This is a genomic window from Pseudomonas sp. VI4.1 (genome assembly GCF_002029345.1).
Taxonomy (GTDB): domain Bacteria; phylum Pseudomonadota; class Gammaproteobacteria; order Pseudomonadales; family Pseudomonadaceae; genus Aquipseudomonas.
Window position 1 is genome coordinate 23,980 of sequence record NZ_MULM01000177.1, and the last position, 20,972, is coordinate 44,951.

General features: G+C 60.5%; 13 protein-coding genes and 3 pseudogenes. 6 read left to right on the plus strand and 10 right to left on the minus strand.

Features of this window, described 5'->3' with window-relative positions; translation table 11 throughout:
• Positions 1-261: 261 nt before the first annotated feature.
• The 3 genes from BZ163_RS26310 to BZ163_RS26320 all read right to left on the minus strand — a co-directional run bounded on the left by BZ163_RS26310 (position 262) and on the right by BZ163_RS26320 (position 2,664).
• On the minus strand, positions 262-1,533 hold the full coding sequence (locus BZ163_RS26310) for an OmpP1/FadL family transporter (protein WP_128873320.1): 1,272 nt from the start codon (positions 1,531-1,533) through the stop codon (positions 262-264).
• A gap of 145 nt (positions 1,534-1,678) precedes the next feature.
• On the minus strand, positions 1,679-2,164 hold the full coding sequence (locus BZ163_RS26315; protein WP_128873321.1) for a hypothetical protein: 486 nt from the start codon (positions 2,162-2,164) through the stop codon (positions 1,679-1,681).
• A 275-nt stretch (positions 2,165-2,439) separates the two neighbouring features.
• The gene (locus BZ163_RS26320) at positions 2,440-2,664 is read right to left on the minus strand and encodes a hypothetical protein (protein WP_007898912.1); all 225 of its coding nucleotides are present in this window, start codon (positions 2,662-2,664) and stop codon (positions 2,440-2,442) included.
• Between the two features lie 997 nt (positions 2,665-3,661).
• Here BZ163_RS26320 and BZ163_RS26330 point away from each other — a divergent pair.
• The gene (locus tag BZ163_RS26330) at positions 3,662-3,985 is read left to right on the plus strand and encodes a sel1 repeat family protein (protein ID WP_128873322.1); all 324 of its coding nucleotides are present in this window, start codon (positions 3,662-3,664) and stop codon (positions 3,983-3,985) included.
• A gap of 175 nt (positions 3,986-4,160) precedes the next feature.
• The gene (gene rmuC / locus BZ163_RS26335) at positions 4,161-5,525 is read left to right on the plus strand and encodes a DNA recombination protein RmuC (RefSeq protein ID WP_168187413.1); all 1,365 of its coding nucleotides are present in this window, start codon (positions 4,161-4,163) and stop codon (positions 5,523-5,525) included.
• 213 nt (positions 5,526-5,738) lie between these two features.
• Here rmuC and BZ163_RS26340 read toward each other — a convergent pair whose 3' ends face one another.
• Together BZ163_RS26340 and BZ163_RS26345 are read right to left on the minus strand one after the other, a co-directional pair.
• Positions 5,739-9,209, minus strand: coding sequence for a PAS domain-containing hybrid sensor histidine kinase/response regulator (locus BZ163_RS26340; protein ID WP_128873324.1), 3,471 nt, complete (start codon positions 9,207-9,209; stop codon positions 5,739-5,741).
• A 177-nt stretch (positions 9,210-9,386) separates the two neighbouring features.
• The gene (locus tag BZ163_RS26345) at positions 9,387-9,881 is read right to left on the minus strand and encodes a TetR/AcrR family transcriptional regulator (protein ID WP_128873325.1); all 495 of its coding nucleotides are present in this window, start codon (positions 9,879-9,881) and stop codon (positions 9,387-9,389) included.
• Positions 9,882-10,014: 133 nt separating this feature from the next.
• Between BZ163_RS26345 and BZ163_RS26350 the strand changes: the two are divergent.
• The 3 genes and pseudogenes from BZ163_RS26350 (at position 10,015) to BZ163_RS26360 (ending at position 14,457) form a co-directional block, all read left to right on the plus strand.
• A pseudogene (locus BZ163_RS26350) lies at positions 10,015-11,225 on the plus strand (MFS transporter).
• Positions 11,226-11,332: 107 nt separating this feature from the next.
• Positions 11,333-12,484, plus strand: a complete 1,152-nt coding sequence (locus BZ163_RS26355; protein ID WP_128873326.1) for a TDT family transporter — start codon at positions 11,333-11,335, stop codon at positions 12,482-12,484.
• Between the two features lie 98 nt (positions 12,485-12,582).
• Positions 12,583-14,457 carry an MFS transporter gene (locus tag BZ163_RS26360; RefSeq protein WP_128873327.1) on the plus strand — a complete coding sequence of 625 codons (1,875 nt, stop codon included), beginning with the start codon at positions 12,583-12,585 and terminating at the stop codon, positions 14,455-14,457.
• A gap of 31 nt (positions 14,458-14,488) precedes the next feature.
• On the opposite strand, the gene BZ163_RS26365 is transcribed toward BZ163_RS26360, so the two are convergent.
• The 5 genes and pseudogenes from BZ163_RS26365 to BZ163_RS26385 all read right to left on the minus strand — a co-directional run bounded on the left by BZ163_RS26365 (position 14,489) and on the right by BZ163_RS26385 (position 19,418).
• Entirely contained in the window at positions 14,489-15,415 is a 927-nt protein-coding gene (locus BZ163_RS26365; protein ID WP_128873328.1) for a GGDEF domain-containing protein, read from the minus strand.
• 352 nt (positions 15,416-15,767) lie between these two features.
• The gene (locus BZ163_RS26370; RefSeq protein ID WP_128873329.1) at positions 15,768-16,508 is read right to left on the minus strand and encodes a YciK family oxidoreductase; all 741 of its coding nucleotides are present in this window, start codon (positions 16,506-16,508) and stop codon (positions 15,768-15,770) included.
• Between the two features lie 154 nt (positions 16,509-16,662).
• Positions 16,663-17,334, minus strand: coding sequence for an N-acetylmuramic acid 6-phosphate phosphatase MupP (mupP, locus tag BZ163_RS26375; RefSeq protein ID WP_128873330.1), 672 nt, complete (start codon positions 17,332-17,334; stop codon positions 16,663-16,665).
• A 4-nt stretch (positions 17,335-17,338) separates the two neighbouring features.
• A complete protein-coding gene (ubiG, locus tag BZ163_RS26380; protein ID WP_128873331.1) occupies positions 17,339-18,037 on the minus strand; it encodes a bifunctional 2-polyprenyl-6-hydroxyphenol methylase/3-demethylubiquinol 3-O-methyltransferase UbiG in 699 nt (232 codons plus the stop codon).
• A gap of 47 nt (positions 18,038-18,084) precedes the next feature.
• Positions 18,085-19,418: pseudogene (locus BZ163_RS26385) on the minus strand (TRZ/ATZ family hydrolase).
• Positions 19,419-19,526: 108 nt separating this feature from the next.
• On the opposite strand from BZ163_RS26385, the pseudogene mtnA reads away from it, so the two are divergent.
• A pseudogene (mtnA, locus tag BZ163_RS26390) lies at positions 19,527-20,604 on the plus strand (S-methyl-5-thioribose-1-phosphate isomerase).
• Positions 20,605-20,972 lie beyond the last annotated feature (368 nt).

Genomic DNA, 20,972 nt, shown 5'->3' on the forward strand with positions numbered 1-20,972 from the left:
CCCGGGAGCAAGAGGCTCTTTTCTGCGAGAAGCCGATTCAGGTGCCGGATGCTACCCCAGATCCAATATCTACATGTATTGCACGGCTGACTGTGGGGCGAAAATTTATTATTTCTTTACGCGCCGTCGATCCCTTTGTATCAAAGCCAGCACCCACAGGGGTGGGGGGCGATCGCCGTCCGATAAAAAGCCCCGCCTCTGTGCAAGAGCGCGGGGCTTTTTCAATTCAGGCGGCGAGGCGATCAGGTTCGCCGTGAATCATCAGAAGCGGTAGGTCGCACCGACACCGAAACCGTTCGCATAGTTTTCATACTTGGCGTCGTAGGCCTGGCGGCCGTTGTTGTCGTTGACCTTGACCGACTCTTCACGCAGGTACGAATACGCCACATCGATGGTCAGGTCGTCGGTCGGGCTCCAGCCAGCACCGAGGCTGAAGATTGTGCGATCGCCAGTCGGGATGCGTGGGGAGCGGTTTTCGTTGTTGGTCGGCGCCTGGTCAACGGACAGACCGGTCCGCAGTACCCATTGCTTGTTCAACTGGTAGGACGCGCCAATAGCGTGAGCCCAGGTGTCGTGCCAGTTCTGCTCTTCGGTGATGGTGCCGAAGCCGCGTGCGGACAGAGCGGCAGGAACGCCTTCGTTCTCGACGGTGATTTCTTTCAGGCGACTCCAGCGAGTCCAGGTGCTGCCTGCGTAGAGGGTCCACTGGGAGTCCAGTTTGTGGGTGACCGAGAAGTCGACCGATTCAGGCGTAGTGATGTCCAGCGAAGCGTCGAACTTCTGGTTCGGGTTCTGACCCAGGGCGCCAAGGAGGCCGTAGTTGACCTTGGTATCACCCTCCAGCTTGTACTTCACTTTCGAGTGGTAGGTCAGGCCGACGCTGGTGCTGTCGGTGGCTTGCACCAGGATACCGACGTTGTAGCCCAGTGCCGTGTCGTCACCCTTGATCTTGACTTCGCCGTCCGGTGCCAGCGGGTTCAGCGACAGGTTCGATTCCAGCTTGCCGTCGATGCGGTTGATGGTCGGGCCGAAACCGATGGAAACCTTGTCGTTGAAGGCGTAGCTGACGGTTGGCTGGATAGTGACGATCTTGACTTCGCTCTTGCTGCCGAAGTAACGGCCGGCAAAGCCGTTCTCGTAATCGGTCACCAGGCCGAATGGAGCGTACACGCCGATGCCGAATGCCCACTGGTCATCGATTGGCTTTACGTAGTAGCCCATGGGCACGCCCATGAAAGGGACCATGTCACCTTTGTTGGTGCCACCATTCGGACGGGAGCTGGCATCGCTGATGTCAGTGTGTGCATCGATAAATGCGACACCGCCGGTCACTTGTTCGCGTTTGAGGCGAGACATGCCGGCAGGGTTGCCAAAAATGGTGGATGCGTCGTCGGCAGCAGAAGATCGCCCGGCAAAACCTGTACCCATCCCGCTGATGCTTTGTTCGTTGAGGGCGAAGCCACTTGCAAAGATTTGGGCGGATGCCAAGGTAACGGCGAGGCTAATGGTGGTTTTGAGCATTACTTTTTTCATTATTAGAACTCCTGGTGATCACCGGGGCGAAAATTACCAAGAATTTCGTCCGGGCGCTATAGCCTGTAACCCCTGATTTAGAGCGGTTTTGTAGGACAATCCGACCAGATTCGCGACAAGTTGCAGGATTTTGCGAAAATGAGGATCAGCAAGCGACCTGATTCAGCGGTGAGACACAGGTCTGCCAGGCGAAAGTGAAGTCACGCAGACGTCCTTGGGGCTGAAAGGTCTGGCGCCAGATGCGGGCCATTCCCATCAGGTCATCTGCTGCTTCGGGGAGCGGGGTATTCTGTTCTTCTACCAGCAGCCAGGCGATGGCAGTGGCGTAACGCAGGTTGACGGTCAATTCGAGATTCGGGCTGCTGAGGAATGCATGTTGGCTTGCCAGCCCGCGAACCAGGCTGGCGCGATCCGGGTCCAGTGCCAGGTAGTGGTCCCAGAGCGCCTGGTGGCGGGGCTCGGCAATTCGATACAGGCCGTGTCCACGGCGGTCATGCAGGGCGGAACCAAGGGCAGACTGGCTGGCGGCAATGCCCAGCAGCAGGGATTCGGCAGTTGCGCTATGGCGTCCGAGGTAAATCAGGGTCGGACGGATCACATAACGGCACAGTTCGCTGGCAGCGATACCCATATCACCCTCGAAACGTGAAGTAGTCGGCGAGTCCTGAAGGGGCCTTGGCAGCAGTGGATCGGCTCAGGCTCGCCGGAAGCGGAACAAGCCGCTTGAGTTGAAGTGTAGTGTCATATTCGCGCCGTAAAGGACTGTTTTTAAAATATTTCCGGCTTCGAGTTATAACCGTTATATCGGTTGGTACTTAGGCCGCGGCGACTAACTGGGAAATATCGGGCAATAAAAAGCCCCGCTTTTTGAGCAGGGCTTTTACGGTTTTCAGTCTTGCTGGCGTATCAGGCAACCAGTGCCTGACGGGTACGCTCGATCACGGCCTGCAGCGGCTCGGCGCTGGAGTATTGATCGGGGTACAGGCGTTCGCTGTGACGGGCGATGCCGTGTTCGTTGACCAGGGTAAAGCTGAAGCAGCCTTTGCGAGCGGCCATGATCAGGCAGTTCATTGGTGCAAAAGCGTTGGTCAGGGTGCGGATAGCATCCTGGGTGTGGATTTGAGTAGACATAGTCATTGGGTGTTCCTACAAGCGACACGGATAAGAGCCGTGCAAAATTAAAACGTTCCAGTGACGACGACCACCATTGGTCGATCGAAGAACCCGACTGGAACAAAGCAGCCAGTTTGAAGCGCTGATAATTGGCGCGCTTGGGCTGGCAGGTAGGTACTTAGGAGGGCAGGCAACACATCAAGGGCAAAGGTTCTGGGCCCGGGGTGAAGATCCTGATCAATTTGCAGGTTGGTTCGGTCAGAGTAAGTGAACTTCGCAACACCCTTTGCTTTCGATCAAAGGCAGTGTTGACGCAAGGATTACCTGGAAACCATCGAGGTGGTCGATCCCGCTTGTTCGGTGGAAGCTTCCTTGGGGAAGGCTGACCGGGGGGAGTGTTCGACCAGAATTGACTTTCAGCTTGGTACTAACGCCGCGGATAGTAACGGATTGGTTTGACAAAGGGAAGGGCCCTGGCAAAAAAGATGCCTGGCAGCGCTTTTTTTGCTTCACGGGGCGGGCGTCGAGAGAAGCTCAAGACCGGCGATCTCGCCTTGTGATAGCACAGATTCCGACAATCGGTCGCCGATGTTTATCGAGTTTTTACCGGGCTGCATCAAGGGTTTGCCGGGGTTTATCCCCAGGCCTGACACGAAAATGCTCCGAAAAAACGCCCCGATATAACCGCCTGAAAGGTACTTGTGCACATCAGTTGCGCGGGCTGTCACCTCGCTGTCATCTTGCCTTCAACCCGGGTGGGTGCCTGTAACCAAAATTTAAGTCAATGAAAAACATCGCTTTTTTTTACTGGTGAAAAAATCGTCAGTTTGACTGCGGGCCCCATTCCATAGGGCTTTGCGAGAGTTCAAAGGCGGTTGTCCACTGAGTTATCCACAGCTTCTGTGGATTGTCCCGAGCGCTTGCTCTAGGACGGGCGTGCCGGGTTTTTTTAGGCTTTACCTGTAAGAAAAAAAGAGTAGAGTGGCGCGCCTTCCGATCTGTCCCACAGTGCTTTATGAAGTTTCGCTCAGTATCAATCTCAGTCACTTCCACATCCGCCAGTGTTACCCCGCCTAAGCGTTTCTCGATGCGTGTGGCCGAGTGGTTGCTCGACAGCCCGCGCCTGGGTGAAAACACCAACGTCAAACACATCGCCGGACGTTTGCTCAAGCAACCGGCCCGTGAAGGCGTCGTCGCCGCGCAAAGTCGTCTCGGTCAGTTGATGTGCCGCGAGTGCGGCAATGCCCGGGATCGCCGAATCGGTCAGGACCTGCTGCGCCAGGCTGCGCGGGCCGGGGATCGACGTGCCCTGCAGGAATTGGGTCTGATCGAAGACTGAGCTGTCCAAGACCTGACGCCTTGGTTAACCTTCAAGTTTTATCGAAAGGGCAGGAGTGGCTATGGCTATGGACTTGACCAGCGCATTGCTCGGTCTGGCGGGTGCTGCGCTGCCGTTACTGGTATTGGCCTGGCAATTACAGCGCCGGGCGAGCGCGATGCAGTCGCAGGTGGCCCTGCTGGAAGAGCGCCTGACCACGGCCCATCTGGCCCAGGATGGACTGAACGCCCAACTCGAAGCCTGCCGCGATGAAATCGCCGATCTGGGCCAGGCCAACACCGCCCGGCAAGCGGACCTCGCCGCCGTGCGCCGTGAAGTGGAACTGCTGCAGATCGAGCGTGACGACGCCCGCAATGCCGCCCACGCCTGGAATCTGGAGCGCGCCGGCAAAGAAGCCGAGTTGCGTCGTCTGGACGCCCAGACCGCCTCGCTCAACGCCGAGCTACGTGAGCAGCAGGAAAGCCACCAGCAGCGTCTCAGTGACCTGCAAGGCTCGCGAGACGAGCTGCGTGCGCAGTTTGCGGAGCTGGCCGGCAAAATCTTCGACGAGCGTGAGCAGCGTTTTGCCGAAACCAGTCAGCAGCGTCTGGGGCAGTTGCTGGACCCGTTGAAGGAACGCATCCAGTCCTTCGAAAAACGCGTCGAGGAGAGTTATCAGGCCGAAGCCCGTGAGCGTTTCTCCCTGGCCAAGGAACTGGAGCGGTTGCAGGCGTTGAACCTGCGCCTGAGCGATGAAGCAACCAACCTGACCCGGGCCTTGAAAGGGCAGAAAACCCAGGGCAACTGGGGCGAGTTGATTCTGGAGCGGGTGCTGGAGCATGCGGGCCTGGAGAAGGGGCGCGAATACCAGACCCAGGTCAATCTCAAGGGCCCGGACGGTGAGCGATTCCAGCCGGACGTGATCATTTATCTGCCGGGCGACAAGCAGGTGGTGGTCGACTCCAAAGTCAGCCTCACGGCCTATCAGCAATACGTGGCGGCCGAAGACGATGCCATCGGCCAGATCGCCATCAAGCAACACGTGCTGTCGCTGCGCAATCATGTCAAAGGCCTGTCCGGCAAGGACTATAAGCGGCTCGACGGTTTGCACAGCCTGGATTTCGTCTTGCTCTTCGTGCCGATCGAAGCGGCGTTTTCCGCCGCGCTGCAGGCCGAGCCGACGCTGTTTCAGGAGGCGTTCGACCGCAATATCGTGATCGTCAGCCCGACAACGCTGCTGGCGACTTTGCGGGTCATCGACAGCCTGTGGAAACAAGAGCGCCAAAGCCAGAACGCCAGGGAAATCGCCGAGCGAGCCGGGTGGCTGTACGACAAGTTCGTATTGTTCATTCAGGATCTGGATGAAGTCGGCAATCGCTTGCAGCAACTGGACAAGGCCTACAGCTCCGCGCGCAACAAGCTCACGGAGGGACGAGGCAACCTGGTCAGTCGCAGTGAGCAGCTCAAGTTGCTGGGCGCGCGGGCGAGCAAGAGCCTGCCGGCAGATTTGCTGGAGCGGGCGATGACGGATGTGGATGGCTTGGCGGAGTTGCCGGAGTAAAGATCAAAAGATCGCAGCCTGCGGGATCGGGTTTGCACGCGGTTATAGGAGCCGGCTTGCTGGCGAAGGCGACGTGTCAGGCGCCATTGATGTCGCAGGTGATGGCCTCTTCGCTGGCAAGCCGGCTCCTACAAGGGATCGCGCCGACTGCAAGATTGCAGGAAGCCGCAGGCTGCGATCTTTTCGGGGGCTACACCGCCCCCAAATATCACGCTACAACGGCAAATACCGACTCAACAACGCCCGCAACGCCGCCGGCTTCACCGGTTTGGCCAGGTAATCCAGCCCGGCCGCATGCACCTGCGCCACCATCTCGGGTCGCCCGTCGGCACTGATCACCACGCCCGGCACCGGTTCGCCCAATCGGGTGCGCAGCCAAGCCATCAGATCGGTCCCGGTCTCGCCATGGTCCAGGTGGTAATCCACCAGTGCCAGTTGCGGACGCATCCCGTCGTTGAGCAACGCCGCGCACTCATCGCGGTTGCGTGCGGTCCAGACCTGGCATCCCCAGCGTGTCAGCAAGCTGTTCATGCCGATCAGGATGCTGTCTTCGTTATCGATGCACAGTACCTGCGCGCCGCTCAGCGGTTTGCCGTTGAGTTCGACGACTTTGGCCGGTATCGCGGTTTGCGCCCGGGCCAACGGCACGGTGACGCTGAACACACTGCCGCGACCTGGCCAAGAGCGAACCTGCAAGGTGTGGCCCAAGACTCGACACAAGCCGTCAGCAATCGCCAGGCCCAGCCCCAGGCCTTTCTCGGCACGGGTCTGGTGGCTGTCGAGGCGTTTGAATTCTTCGAAAATCACCTGCTGCTTGTCTTCCGGAATCCCCGGGCCACGGTCCCAGACCTCCAGGCACAATTCGCCCTTGCGCCGCCTGACCCCCAACAACACCGGCCCTTTGCCGTAGCGGAAAGCGTTGGTCAGGAAGTTCTGCAAGATCCGCCGCAACAGTTTGCTGTCGCTGTCGACCCGCAACGTGCTGCCCCTGACCCGGAATTTCAGCCCCTGGTCCCGGGCCAGCGCCTGGAACTCGGCACTGAGGACGTCGAACAACTCATTGAGCACGAACGGCTTGGGATCCGAGTTGATCTTGCCGTTTTCCAGGCGGGATATGTCCAGCAGGTCGCTGATCAGGTCTTCGGCCGAGCGCAGAGAGGTGTCCAGGTGATGCACCAGTTTCTGCGCCTCCCCGGACAAGCCGTCGTCCTGGTGACTAAGGGCTGCAGAAAACAATCGTGCCGCGTTCAGCGGTTGCATCAAGTCATGGCTGACCGCTGCCAGGAACCGGGTTTTCGACTGGTTGGCCGACTCGGCGGTGCCCTTGGCTTCGGTCAGGGCCACGTTGAGTTGCGACAGTTCGTGGGTCCGTTCGGTGACCCGTCGCTCCAGGCCTTCGTTGGCTTCGGTCAGCGCCTGTTCGGCCTCGCGAAACGCGGTGATGTCGGTGAAACTCATGACGAAACCGCCGCCCGGCATCGGGTTGCCGATCAGCTCGATCACCCGTCCATTGGGGAACAATCTTTCCGAAGTATGCGCGCGGCCTTGGCGCATCCAGTGCAGGCGGCGGGCGACATGCACCTCCCCTTCGCCGGGCCCGCACAGGCCACGTTCGGCGTTGTAGCGAATGATGTCGGCAATCGGGCGCCCGACGCTGATCAGGCCGTCCGGATAATTGAACAACTCCAGGTAGCGCCGGTTCCACGCCACCAGCCTGAGTGACTGGTCGACCACGCTGATGCCCTGGGTGATGTTCTCGATCGCGCCTTGCAGCAACGCGCGGTTGAATTGCAGCACTTCCGAGGCTTCGTCGGCGATCCGGACGACATCTTCGAGTTGCATTTCCCGACCTTCGATGGCCGCCTTTACTACTGCGCGAGTGGACGAAGCGCCGAGCACACCGGCCAGCAGGCGCTCGGTGTGGGCGATCCATTCGCCGTCGGCGTTCTGGTTCGGGTTGTAGCCTTTGCCCTGGCGGTAGGCAAAACGGATGAAACTCTGACGGGCCCGCTCTTCACCGACGAAACGTGCCGCCAATTGCAGCAAATCATTGATCTGTACCGCCAGCATGGAGCGGGAGCTGGGACGGGCGCTGATTTCCTGACCGATGAAGCGACCGGCCTGCCAGTGTTCCGACACCCGGGTGCGCGACAGCACCGACACCCAGGCAAACAGGGTGAAGTTGCCCGCCAGGGACAGCACCACACCTTGGGTCAGGGGGGTGATCGGCAGGTGCAGCGGGTTGCTGTGCAGCCAGGTCAAACCCGGGAAACTGCTCAAGGACAACCCCAGGCTGGAGGCGGCAATCGGCAGAATCAGGGTGTAGAACCAGAGGAACGTCCCGGTGGCGAGACCGGCGAATACACCTCGACGGTTGGCCTGTTTCCAGTACAGCGCGCCGAGCATGGCCGGGGCCAGTTGGGTCACGGCGGCGAAGGCGATCTGGCCGATGGTTGCCAGGCTCGCGGTCGAGCCCAGCAGGCGATAGCTGACGTAGGCCAGCAGCAAGATCACCACGATGGTGACCCGGCGCACCGAGAGCATCCACTGGCGGAACACTTCGAACGGCCGCTCGGCGTTGTTGCGTCGCAGCAACCACGGCAGCAGCATGTCGTTGGAGACCATGGTCGACAGGGCCACGCTGGCGACGATCACCATGCCGGTCGCCGCCGAGGCACCCCCGATAAACGCCAGCAATGCCAGGGCCGGGTGAGCCTGCGCCAAGGGCAGGCTGATGACGAAAGAGTCCGGCAGGACCGAGCTGGGCAGGAGCATCTGACCGGCGAGGGCGATCGGGACCACAAACAACGCCGCCAGCGCCAGATAAGCCGGGAACACCCATTTGGCCACTCGCAGATCTTGAGGCTCGATGTTTTCGACCACGGTCACATGGAACTGTCGTGGCAGGCAGATGATCGCCATCATCGCCACGCCGGTCTGGACCACCATCGATGGCCAGTTGATGGTTTCCTTCCAGTATTCTTCCAGGCGCGGGGCGAGCATGGCCTGATCGAACAGGTCGCCGGGACCGTCGTAGAGGCCGTAGGTCACGAACGCGCCGACCGCGAGAAACGCAAACAGCTTGACCAGGGATTCGAACGCGATCGCCAGCACCATGCCGCGGTGGTGTTCCGTGGCGTCGAGGTTGCGGGTGCCGAAGACGATGGTAAACAGCGCCAGCACCAGCGATACGACCAGCGCCGTATCCTGGGCGCGAGTGCCCGTGGCGTCCGCGCCCGCGCCGATCAACAGGTTCACCCCGAGCACGATGCCTTTGAGCTGCAACGCGATATAGGGCAGCACACCGACCAGGCAGATCAGCGCCACCACCACCGCCAGCGCCTGGGACTTGCCATAGCGCGCGGCGATGAAGTCGGCAATGGAGGTGATGTTCTCCTGCTTGCTGATCATCACCATTTTCTGCAGGACCCACGGCGCGCAGACCAGCAGCAGGATCGGCCCGAGGTAGATCGGCAGGAATGACCAGAGTTGTTCGGCGGCCTGGCCCACGGCGCCGAAGAAGGTCCAGCTGGTGCAGTAGACCGCCAGCGACAGGCTGTACACCCAGGCACGCACGCGCGGTGGCAAGGGCGCACTGCGCCGGTCACCGTAGAAGGCGATGGCGAACAGGATGGCCATATAGGCCAGGGCGACGGTGGCGATCAGCCCGCTGGACAGCGACATGGGAACTCCAGACAAAAGACACCCGGGACTCCCGCCCGGTCAGACAGTCTCGCACGAGCGCCGGCGTTAGTCAGTGTCGACCAAGGTCGTGACGTGGCGGGGTGTCGCAGGGTGGCAGTCCGCAGGATCTTCAGTGCCTATGCGGGCCTCTTCGCGAGCAAGCTCGCGAAGGCGGTGTCACTGATTCAGGGCAATCTCAACCAACCGATGCAACTCCCCAACCTCCAGCGGCGCCTCTGAAAACAGGATACGGAACACCGTAGGCGCCGCCACCAGGTTGATCAATCGATCGACACTGGGCTTCAGCTGATCGGGGTACCGGTCCAGAATCGTCTGCAACTGCCCGCCAATGATGGTCGTGCAATAAATCGGCAGGGTGCTGCTTTGCACGTCGCGCAGCATGTTGCGCCCGGGTTCGGAGCTCATCTCGTCCAGATACTGCTCCGCCCAGGCCAGCACGTCACCGCGCAAGCTGCCAGTGTTGGCCGGCTCACTGTCGGGACGCATGCGCGCGAGGGCCACGTCGGCCAGCAGCGCCGACAAGTCACCCCAGCGCCGGTAAATGGTCGACGGCGTGACCCCCGCACGGGCGGCGATTTGCGGGACGGTCAGGGTTGAGCGCTCCTGCTCCTGGAGCAGCTCACGGACGGCCGAATGAATCGACTCTTGCACCCGGGCGCTACGGCCTCCCGGGCGTAACCTTCTTTAATAGCCATGCATCGGACCTTAACACAAAGAATTTGCTTTAAGCGTTCACCAGTAGCACACTCCGAAAAGCAATAAATTAGCTTTTGCGGAGTGTGCAATGTTCTATTCAACGACGAACCGTTCTGAGTCCCAGCGTTCCAGCCTGTGGTTTCTGGCGGTTACCTTACTCAGTTTTCTCGCGGCTTCCACTGCTCCGACGCCGTTGTATCACTTGTATCAGGAACACCTGCGGTTCTCGGCAGCGACCCTGACCGTTATTTTCGGGGTGTACGCCATCAGCTTGCTGGTGGCGCTGCTGACGGTCGGTTCGCTTTCCGATTATCTGGGGCGCAAACCGGTGATCTTCACCGCTGTATTGCTTAATGTCCTGGCGATGTTGCTGTTTATCAATGCCGACAGCGTGGCGTGGTTGATCGGTGCGCGGGTGCTTCAGGGGTTTGCAACGGGAATGGCCACCGCCGTGCTGAGTGCGGCGCTGCTGGATACCGATCGTCAACAAGGGCCGTTGGTCAATAGTGTCGCGCCGTTACTGGGCATGGCGCTCGGGGCCATCGGCTGCGGCTTGTTGGCCGAATTCGCGCCGCTGCCATTGCAGTTGACCTATTGGGTACTGCTCGCGCTGTTTGTGATGCAGGCATTGTACGTCTGGCGCCTGCCCGAAACCGTCAGTTCGCAAGCGGGTGCCTGGGCGTCGCTGCGCCCGACCCTGCATGTGCCGGTCCAGGCACGGTCTACCTTGTGGCGAGTATTGCCGCTCAACACCGCCACCTGGGCGCTCGGCGGTTTTTTTCGCATCGCTGGCACCCTCGCTGGTGCGTACCGCCACGGGGTCGACCTCGAACCTGATTGGCGGCGCGACCGGTGGCGGCATTGACGGTGACCGGTGCGTTGATGATCTTCACCCTGCGCAATCGTCCCGCCGCAATCGCGCTGCTATTGGGAGGCACCTTGCTGCCAGTGGGGCTTGTGTTGATTTTGCTGGGGGTGCACAGCGCCAGCCTGGCATTGTTTTTCCTCGGCACCCTGGTCGCCGGTTGCGGGTTCGGCGCCGGTTTCCTGGGGGCGGTGCGCAGTCTGGTGCCACTGGCGCTGCCCCATGAGCGGGCCGGGTTGATGTCGGCGTATTACGTGCTCAGTTATCTGGCGTTCTGCTTGCCGTCGTTGCTGGCCGGGAACCTGACACAAACCTTTGGCCTGGTGCCAACCACCGATGGTTATGGTGCGGTGTTGATCGTTCTGTCGCTGGGGGCGCTGCTGGGATTGAAGCTGCAGCGGCCTGTCAAAGCCTGTCACGCCGATGTCGGATGAATATAATATTCATAAAATAGATAACAGTTAGAGATATTACCCGTTATATAGATATTCGATTCGGTTCTACCATGAATTCCACCTCAACAAGAGGACAGGAGTTCGCCATGACATGCCCCAACACCGCCACATCCGGTTTTAAACCTTTCAGTCATTTGCAGCACCCGCGCGAAGTGATCCGCCAGTTCACCCCGAACTGGTTCGCCGCCACCATGGGCACCGGTGTGCTGGCATTGGCGCTGGCGCAGTGGCCGGGTGCGGGTCCCGGCGTTCGCGGGATCGCCGAAGCACTCTGGCTGTTCAATATCGTCCTGTTTGTTTTGTTCGCGGCTATCTACACGGCACGTTGGGTGCTGTTTTTCGATGAGGCGCGGCGGATTTTCGGTCATTCGACCGTGTCGATGTTCTTTGGCACCATCCCCATGGGCCTGGCGACCATCATCAATGGTTTTCTGGTGTTCGGTCTGCCGCGCTGGGGTAATGGCGTGATACCGCTCGCCGAAATGCTGTGGTGGCTGGACGTGGTCATGTCCCTGGCCTGTGGCGTGCTGATCCCCTACCTGATGTTCACCCGGCAGGAGCACAGCATCGATCAGATGACGGCCGTGTGGCTGTTGCCGGTGGTGGCCGCCGAAGTCGCCGCCGCCAGTGGCGGCCTGTTGGCGCCGCACCTGGCAGATGCCCATTCGCAGATAGTGGTGTTGGTCACCAGCTACGTGCTTTGGGCCTTTTCCCTGCCGGTGGCATTCAGCATCCTGACCATCCTGCTGTTGCGCATGGCCCTGCATAAACTGCCCCACGAAAACATGGCAGCCTCGAGCTGGCTGGCACTCGGCCCGATCGGTACCGGGGCGCTGGGCATGTTGCTGCTGGGTGCCGACGCGCCGGCGATCTTCGCGGCCAACGGTTTGCCCGGGGTCGGTGAAATCGCCGCCGGGCTGGGGCTGGTGGCCGGGATTACGCTGTGGGGGTTTGGCCTGTGGTGGATGCTGATCGCGCTGCTGATCACCGTGCGATACCTGCGCGCCGGGATTCCGTTCAACCTCGGCTGGTGGGGCTTTACCTTCCCCCTGGGCGTGTACGCCCTGACTACCTTGAAACTGGCCAGCGTGTTGAACCTGAGCTTTTTCAGTATTTTCGGCTGTGTGCTGGTGGCATTGCTGGTGGTGATGTGGCTGATCGTCGGCAAACGGACGGTGCAGGGGGCGTGGCGGGGGGAGCTGTTTGTCTCACCTTGTATCGCAGGATTAAAGAAATAACCGCCCGGGATTAGGTAATGTGTGGCCTGGATCGACGTTCGGCATTCCAATCAACGTATCCACGCCACTCTCTACCCACGATCAGGGACACACGGAAGATGAGTCACCCCTCACAGTTCACCTTGCTTCGCACCCGGCGCTTCCTGCCGTTTTTCATCACGCAGTCGCTGGGTGCGTTCAACGACAACATCTTCAAGCAGTCGTTGATCCTCGCCATTCTGTACAAGCTGACGATCGACGGAGATCGCTCGATCTGGGTCAACCTGTGTGCGCTGCTGTTCATCCTGCCGTTCTTTCTGTTCTCGGCGCTGGCCGGGCAGTTCGGCGAAAAATTCGCCAAGGACGCGCTGATCCGTCTGATCAAGCTCGGCGAAATCGCGATCATGGCGGTCGGCGCGGTCGGTTTCATGTTCGATCACCTGTCGCTGATGCTGGTGGCGCTGTTTGCCATGGGCACTCACTCGGCACTGTTCGGCCCGGTGAAATACTCGATCCTGCCCCAGGCCCTGCACGAAGAAGAGCTGGTGGGCGGTAACGGCCTGGTGGAAATGGGGACGTTCCTGGCGATCCTCGCCGGAACCATCGGCGCCGGGGTCATGATGTCGTCCAGTGATTACGCGCCCATCGTCTCCACGGCGATCATTGGCATTGCGGTCATCGGTTACCTGGCCAGCCGCAGCATCCCTCGTGCCGCGGCCGCCTCGCCGGAAATGCGCCTGAACTGGAACATCTTCAGTCAATCCTGGGCCACCCTGAAGCTGGGTCTGGGCCAAACCCCGGCCGTATCGCGCTCGATTGTCGGCAACTCATGGTTCTGGTTTGTCGGCGCGATTTATCTGACACAGATCCCGGCTTACGCCAAGGAGTGGATGCACGGCGACGAAACCGTGGTAACGCTGATTCTCACGGTGTTCTCGGTCGGTATCGCACTCGGCTCGATGCTCTGCGAGAAACTGTCCGGGCGCAAAGTCGAAATCGGCCTGGTGCCGTTCGGTTCGTTCGGCCTGACAGTGTTCGGGTTGCTGTTGTGGTGGCATTCCGGCGGGATTCCGGGCAGCGTCGACGGCCATGGCTGGGTCGAGATCCTCGGGTTTGGCCATACCTGGCTGGTCTTGATCGATATTCTCGGCCTGGGGACCTTCGGCGGCTTCTATATAGTGCCGCTGTACGCGTTGATCCAGTCGCGCACTCCCGAGAACGAGCGGGCGCGGGTGATTGCGGCCAACAACATTCTCAATGCGCTGTTCATGGTGGTCTCGGCGATTGTCTCGATCGTCTTGCTGAGCCTGGTCAAGCTGTCGATCCCGCAGCTGTTCCTGGTGGTGTCGCTGCTGAACATCGGCGTCAACGCCTACATCTTCAAGATTGTCCCCGAGTTCAGCATGCGCTTCATGATCTGGCTGCTCAGCCATTCCATGTACCGCGTGGAGCATCGCAATCTGCAACTGATTCCCGATGAGGGCGCGGCGTTGCTGGTCTGCAATCATGTGTCTTTCGTCGATGCGTTACTGATCGGTGGCGCGGTGCGTCGGCCGATTCGCTTTGTGATGTACTACAAGATCTACAACTTGCCGGTGCTGAATTTCATCTTTCGCACGGCCGGGACGATTCCGATCGCGGGGCGTCAGGAAGATATCCAGATTTACGAAAAAGCCTTCACGCGCATTGCCCGGTATCTGAAGGACGGTGAGCTGGTGTGCATCTTCCCTGAGGGCAAACTGACCGCCGATGGCGAGATCAATGAATTCAAGGGCGGGCTGACGCGGATTCTTGAAGAGACCCCGGTGCCGGTGATTCCGTTGGCACTGCAGGGGTTGTGGGGCAGTTTTTTCAGTCGCGATCCGGACAAGGGGCTGTTTCGTCGCTTATGGTCGCGAGTGACCCTGGTGGCAGGCCCTGCGGTGACGGTAGAAGCGGCGGAGCCCGCCAGGCTCCAAGGGTTGGTAGGCGAGTTGCGCGGCGCTGTCCGTTAGGGCTATGCAGTACGGGCCGCGCTGGCGGCCTTCACCCCGCCATCGCCAACCGGTTGCGACCTGCGCGCTTGGCCACATACAGTGCATTATCGGCCCGTCGCAGCAGGCTATCGGCGGACTCGCCGGGCAACAGGGTCGAACAGCCGAGGCTGACCGTCAGCTCGATCGATTTGCCATCCGCGGCATAATCCTGCTCCTGCGCCGCAAATCGTAATCGCTCGCCGACCATGGCTGCCGCCTCCCGACCGGTGTTGGAAAGCAGAATCAGGAACTCTTCGCCACCAAAGCGGAACACCATGTCCACGTTGCGCAACTGGTGCTTGATCGAGCCGGCAACCGCCTTCAGTACTTCATCGCCAGCGCTGTGCCCGTGATTGTCATTGACGTGTTTGAAGTGATCGATGTCCAGCATCAACAGCGACAAGGGTTGCAGGTGCTGGCGCGACATCTCGATCTCCCGTTGCAGCGTCTGATCCATGGCGATGCGGTTGCCGGTGTCCGTCAGCGGATCACGCAAGGCGCTTTGGGTGGCGGCACGGTAGAGCAGGGTATTGCGCATCGGATACAACAATGCGGACAAAATCGACTCGAGGTTGCCTTGTTCCTGATCGCTGAATGCCTGCTTGCGGCGGAATACCAGGCGCCCCAGGTGCTCGCCCTTATGGTTGAGACTGAAGCTGATCGAATGAGGGGCACACTCGCCGAACTCCAGGCGCAAGTCGCTGGCCTTGTGTTCGTAACTCAAGGCGTCCAGAGGGACCAGGCGCTGGATCTCACGAAAAAACAGCCCGAGAATGCGTTGCGGCTCAAGGCTGGTTTGTAAAAGTTGGCTCAGCTGCTGGCGCATTTGCGCAAGGCTGACCGACCTCTCCGGACGGGGGGGCTGCTGACCAAAGCCCAGGCGTTGCAATTTGGCGCGATCGAAGTCAATTGCGTTGGTCTGGGAAGGTGGTTTCATATGGCGTGCGCCCCTGAGCAGTAAGACAGTCTTACAAGCTGGGTGAGAGCGGCTTTGGGCTGCGCGTCATACTGATCCATCAGTCCCGTAGGACATCTCCTACGAGTCTAATCCGCTTTGCTGAAGATAAAGTAACTATCGACGCCCCATCTGCTTTCACACTGCGTGTCTTGAGCTGGTTTAGAGCGAAAGTCTTGCCAAAATGTTCAAATGGATAATAACGATATAATTCAATGGCTTGAGGTTGTGGTGGGAGAGCAGGCGAGTGACGCCGGTTGTTTGACCAGCAATTGCGGGGGTATTTCAAGCGCCGCGACCAGAGGCTGTCGCGGCACAAAAGCGACGCACGGTGTTACTGAGCGTTGAAAGCCTGGCCGTTGATGCCGGTGCTGTCCGGTCCCATCAGGTAGAGATAAACCGGCATGATCTCCTCCGGCGTCGGGTTGTTCAGCGGGTTTTCCCCGGGGTAGGCCTGGGCGCGCATGCTGGTGCGGGTGGCGCCGGGGTTGATGCTGTTGGCGCGCACCGGTGCCACGGTATCGACTTCGTCGGCCAGGGTTTGCATCAAGCCTTCGGTGGCAAATTTGGAAACCCCGTACGCACCCCAGTAGGCGCGCCCCTTGCGGCCGACGCTGCTGGACGTGAACACCACCGAGGCGTCCTGGGACAGCTTGAGCAGCGGCAGCAGCGTGCTGGTGAGCATGAACATCGCATTGACGTTGACGTGCATGACGCGCATGAAGTTTTCACCCGACAGCTGCTCGATAGGCGTACGCGGGCCGATGATCGACGCATTGTGCAGCAGGCCGTCGAGGTGGCCGAATTCGGTTTCGATCATCGCTGCCAACTCATCGTATTGATGGGGCAGGGCGGTTTCCAGATTGAACGGGATCACCGCGGGTTGTGGATGACCGGCGGCTTCGATTTCGTCGTAGACCTGAGTCAGGTTGGCTTCGGTCTTGCCCAGCAGCAGCACGGTGGCGCCGTGTGCGGCGTAGGTTTTCGCGGCGGCGGCGCCGATACCACGACCGGCACCGGTGACCAGGATGACCCGGTCCTTGAGCAGTTCGGGGCGGGCGGAATAATCAAACATAAAAAACCTCTACAAAATAGAAATGACCGCCGTTACACGGTCCCTGTAGGAGCGAGCTTGCTCGCGATGGTCGTCAACGATAACGCGTCAAGCCAGACAGCCCGCGGCGTTCTCGGGTTCTTCGCGAGCAAGCTCGCTCCTACAAGGGGCAGGTTCAGCAGCCGCAAAGGGCGCTATCAAGCACCTTGCGCAACTCCAGCGGATGATCCACCACCACATCCGCGCCCCAGTGCCGCGGGTTATCGTCCGGGTGGATATAGCCAAAGGTTACCGCAGCGGTCCTGGTGCCGGCATCGCGACCGGATTCGATATCGCGCAGGTCATCGCCCACGAACAGTACGCTGGCCGGGTCCAGGTCGAGCATCTTGCAGGCGAGGATCAACGGCTCGGGATCCGGCTTGCTGTTCTTCACATGGTCCGGGCAAATCAGCAGCGCCGAGCGCTCGGCCAGCCCCAGCTGCTGCATGATCGGCTCGGCGAACCGCAACGGCTTGTTGGTGACCACGCCCCAGATCAGATTGGCTTTTTCGATATCGGCCAGCAGTTCGCCCATGCCGTCGAACAATTTGCTGTGAACGGCGCAACCCACGAGATAACGCTCGAGGAACTCCAGGCGCAATGCCTCGAATTCCGGCGATTCCGGGTCCATGGCGAAGGTCACGGCGACCATCGCCTTGGCGCCGCCGGAGATTTCGTCGCGAATCTGTTTATCGTTGATCGGCGGCAAGCCGCGATCGGCACGCATCGCCTGACAGATGGCAATGAAGTCCGGCGCGGTGTCGAGCAGAGTGCCGTCCATGTCGAAAAGAACTGCTCTGATACGCATCGGCTTACTCCTCGCGCAGGGTCTGGATCATGTAGTTGACGTCCACGTCGGACGCGAGCTTGTAGTGTTTGGTCAGCGGGTTGTAGGTCAGGCCGATGATGTCCTTGACGGTCAGCCCGGCCATGCGGCTCCAGGCGCCCAGCTCGGACGGGCGGATGAACTTCTTGAAGTCGTGGGTGCCGCGCGGCAGCAGCTTCATGATGTATTCGGCGCCGACGATGGCGAACAGGTACGCCTTCGGGTTGCGGTTGATGGTGGAGAAGAACACCTGGCCACCGGGTTTGACCATGCGGAAGCAGGCGCGGATCACCGAGGAGGGGTCCGGCACGTGCTCGAGCATTTCCAGGCAGGTGACCACGTCGAACTGCTCGGGCATCTCTTCGGCCAGGGCTTCGGCGGTGGTCTGGCGGTACTCGACACTCACGCCCGACTCCAGCTGATGCAATTGCGCGACCGCCAGCGGCGCTTCGCCCATGTCGATACCCATGACGGTGGCGCCGCGCTGGGCCATGGCTTCGCTGAGGATGCCGCCGCCGCAGCCGACGTCGAGGACTTTCTTGCCGGCCAGGTGGACCCGTTCGTCAATCCAGTTGACCCGCAGCGGGTTGATGTCGTGCAGCGGTTTGAACTCGCTTTCGCGGTCCCACCAGCGATGCGCCAGGGCTTCGAATTTGGCGATTTCGGCGTAGTCGACGTTGCTCATGCTTAATCCTCTAAAACTTGAAAAATCCTGTTGCCCCGACCGGGGGCTTACAATTCGGTGCGGCCGCTGATGCGCTGGCCCCAGGCCTTGGCGGTGGCACAAAGCCGGTCTTCATCCAGACGGGTCAAACGACGGTCGTCGAGCAGTTGCTTGCCGGCGACCCAAAGGTGTTTCACGCAGTCGCGGCCAGTGGCGTAGATAAGCTGCGAAACCGGGTCGTAGACCGGTTGCTGCGCCAGGCCCGAGAGGTCGAATGCCACGATGTCCGCAGCTTTGCCGACTTCCAGCGAGCCGACGTCGGTTTCGATCCCCAGCGCGCGGGCGCCGTTGAGGGTGGCCATGCGCAGCGGCGCGATGGGCGTCCAGCGCGGTGGCGGAGCCTGCGACGGCCTTGGCCAGCAATGCAGCGGTGCGGGTTTCGCCGAGCAGGTCGAGGTCGTTGTTGCTCGCCGCGCCATCGGTGCCGATGGCGACATTGACGCCGGCCTGCCACAAACGCTCCACCGGGCAGAAACCGCTGGCCAGCTTGAGGTTCGATTCCGGGCAATGGACCACGCTGGTATTGCTTTCTACCAGCAACATCAGGTCCTCATCGCTGATCTGCGTCATGTGCACCGCCTGGAAGCGCGGCCCCAGGAGGCCCAGGCGCCCGAGGCGGGCCAACGGGCGTTCGCCATATTGCTCGACCGACTGCTGCACTTCGAAGGCGGTTTCATGGACATGCATGTGAATCGAGGCGTCCAGTTCTTCGGCGATCACCCGGATTTTCTCCAGGTTTTCGTCGCCCACGGTGTAGGGTGCATGGGGGCCGAAGGTAATTTTGATACGCTCGTGGTGCTTGAGATCGTTGAACAGTTCGACGCCCTGGCGAATGGCCTCGTCCGCCGTGCTGGCGCCCGGGATCGGAAAGTCGAGGATCGGAATGGCGATTTGCCCGCGAATGCCGCTGTCATGGATGCACTCGCTGGCAATCTTCGGGAAGAAATACATGTCGGAGAAGCAGGTGATGCCGCCTTTGATCTGCTCGGCGATCGCCAGTCGGTGCCGTCGCGAACGAAGGTTTCGTCTACCCATTTGGCTTCGGCCGGCCAGATGTGCTGTTCCAGCCAGGCCATCAGCGGCAGATCGTCCGCCAGGCCGCGGAACAGCGTCATCGCGGCGTGCCCGTGAGCAAAGAACAGCCAGGGCAGAGCAGCATGTCCGGCAATTCGCGGATTTCGCTTGCCTCAAGCTTCAGAGCCGCGGCACGCGGGCCGATAAAGACGATGCGCCCGTCGCGGATGCCCAGAGCGTGCTCTTTGAGGACAACGCCAGCGGGTTCGACGGGTACCAGCCAGGTCGGCAGTAATAGCAGGTCGAGCGCAACGGCAGTGTTCGGCATCGAGGATGGGCTCCAGTGCTTTTATAAAGGATGGCGAAGTATACCCGAGCGTGTTCGCGGGGGGATCGCTATAATCGGCGGCTTTTGTTTCTGAGTGCGGGGTGGGGAATGCGCGATCGACTGTTGGCTGCGGAGAAGGTGAAGGCCATCGATTGGCGTGATGGCGCCCTGTATCTGCTGGATCAACGTATTTTGCCGTTCGAGGAAACGTGGATCGCTTACACCAGCGCCGCAGGTGTGGCCGAGGCGATTCGTTCGATGGTCGTACGCGGCGCGCCGGCCATTGGCATCAGTGCCGCTTATGGCGTGGTGCTGGCGGCGCGTGCCCGGTTTGCCGAAGGCGGCGACTGGCGGGCGGCGCTGGAAGCGGATTTCCGCGCTGCTCGCCGATGCGCGTCCGACCGCCGTCAATCTGTTCTGGGCCCTGGGCCGCATGCGTGAGCGGCTTGGGCGTCTCAAGCATCACGCCGATCCGCTGGCGGTGCTGGAAGCGGAAGCCCTTGCCATTCATGAAAGTGATCGCGAAGCCAACCTGACCATGGCGCAACTGGGGGTGGACCTGATTCGCAAGCACCAGGGCAATGCCCAGGCGTTCCTGACCCATTGCAACACCGGAGCCTTGGCCACCGGCGGCTTCGGCACGGCGCTGGGAGTGATTCGCGGGGCGTTCATTGAAGGCATGGTCGAACGGGTATACGCCGACGAAACCCGCCCCTGGCTGCAAGGGTCGCGCCTGACCGCGTGGGAATTGGCCAACGAGGGGATTCCGGTCACGATCAATGCCGACTCGGCCGCTGCCCATATCATGAAAACCAAGGGCGTTACCTGGGTGATCGTGGGGGCCGACCGCATCAGCGCCAATGGCGACGTGGCCAACAAGATCGGCACCTATCAATTGGCGGTGAACGCCATGCACCACGGCGTGCGCTTCATGGTCGTGGCGCCGAGTTCGACCATCGACATGAACCTGGCCAGCGGCGATGACATTCCAATCGAAGAGCGCGACGGTCGCGAGTTGCTGGAAGTCGGCGGTCATCGGGTCGGGGCCGATGTCGCCGCGTTCAACCCGGTGTTTGACGTGACCCCGGCAGACCTGATCGATGTGATCGTCACGGAAAAGGGCATTGTCGAGCGGCCGGATACGGCGAAGATGGCGCAGTTGATGTGTCGTAAGCGGTTGCATTGATGACCCTGGACGCCTGGTAAATCGCCTTCGCGAGCAGGCTCGCTCCCACAGTTGATCGAAGTGTTTGCGCAATAGCCGGCACAACAGCGATCCGGTGTGGGAGCGAGCCTGCTCGCGAAGAGGCCCTGAAAGTCAACAAACAAGCCTCAATCAAGCCTGAATTCTGCATTCAACAACTCTCTAAGCCTCTCTCGTCCCCTTCAAGCCTGTCACCGGTCAACTAACTATGCTCCATGCGCATCAGGGGGATAGGTGCGTGGCGGCTCTTGTGATAACATCCGGCGTTTTCCGAGGCAGTCCCACGGGGTTGTCTTTACTGCGCAGATCCATGGCATAACTCGTTGATTTGTCGTAAGTCGGTGCACGGC

Coding starts and splice junctions, on each gene's coding strand:
- BZ163_RS26310 (WP_128873320.1), bottom strand. CDS start 1,533: ATGAAAAAAGTAATGCTCAAAACCACCATTAGCCTCGCCGTTACCTTG.
- BZ163_RS26315 (WP_128873321.1), bottom strand. CDS start 2,164: ATGGGTATCGCTGCCAGCGAACTGTGCCGTTATGTGATCCGTCCGACC.
- BZ163_RS26320 (WP_007898912.1), bottom strand. CDS start 2,664: ATGTCTACTCAAATCCACACCCAGGATGCTATCCGCACCCTGACCAAC.
- BZ163_RS26330 (WP_128873322.1), top strand. CDS start 3,662: ATGAAGTTTCGCTCAGTATCAATCTCAGTCACTTCCACATCCGCCAGT.
- BZ163_RS26340 (WP_128873324.1), bottom strand. CDS start 9,209: ATGTCGCTGTCCAGCGGGCTGATCGCCACCGTCGCCCTGGCCTATATG.
- BZ163_RS26355 (WP_128873326.1), top strand. CDS start 11,333: ATGACATGCCCCAACACCGCCACATCCGGTTTTAAACCTTTCAGTCAT.
- BZ163_RS26360 (WP_128873327.1), top strand. CDS start 12,583: ATGAGTCACCCCTCACAGTTCACCTTGCTTCGCACCCGGCGCTTCCTG.
- BZ163_RS26365 (WP_128873328.1), bottom strand. CDS start 15,415: ATGAAACCACCTTCCCAGACCAACGCAATTGACTTCGATCGCGCCAAA.
- BZ163_RS26370 (WP_128873329.1), bottom strand. CDS start 16,508: ATGTTTGATTATTCCGCCCGCCCCGAACTGCTCAAGGACCGGGTCATC.
- mupP (WP_128873330.1), bottom strand. CDS start 17,334: ATGCGTATCAGAGCAGTTCTTTTCGACATGGACGGCACTCTGCTCGAC.
- ubiG (WP_128873331.1), bottom strand. CDS start 18,037: ATGAGCAACGTCGACTACGCCGAAATCGCCAAATTCGAAGCCCTGGCG.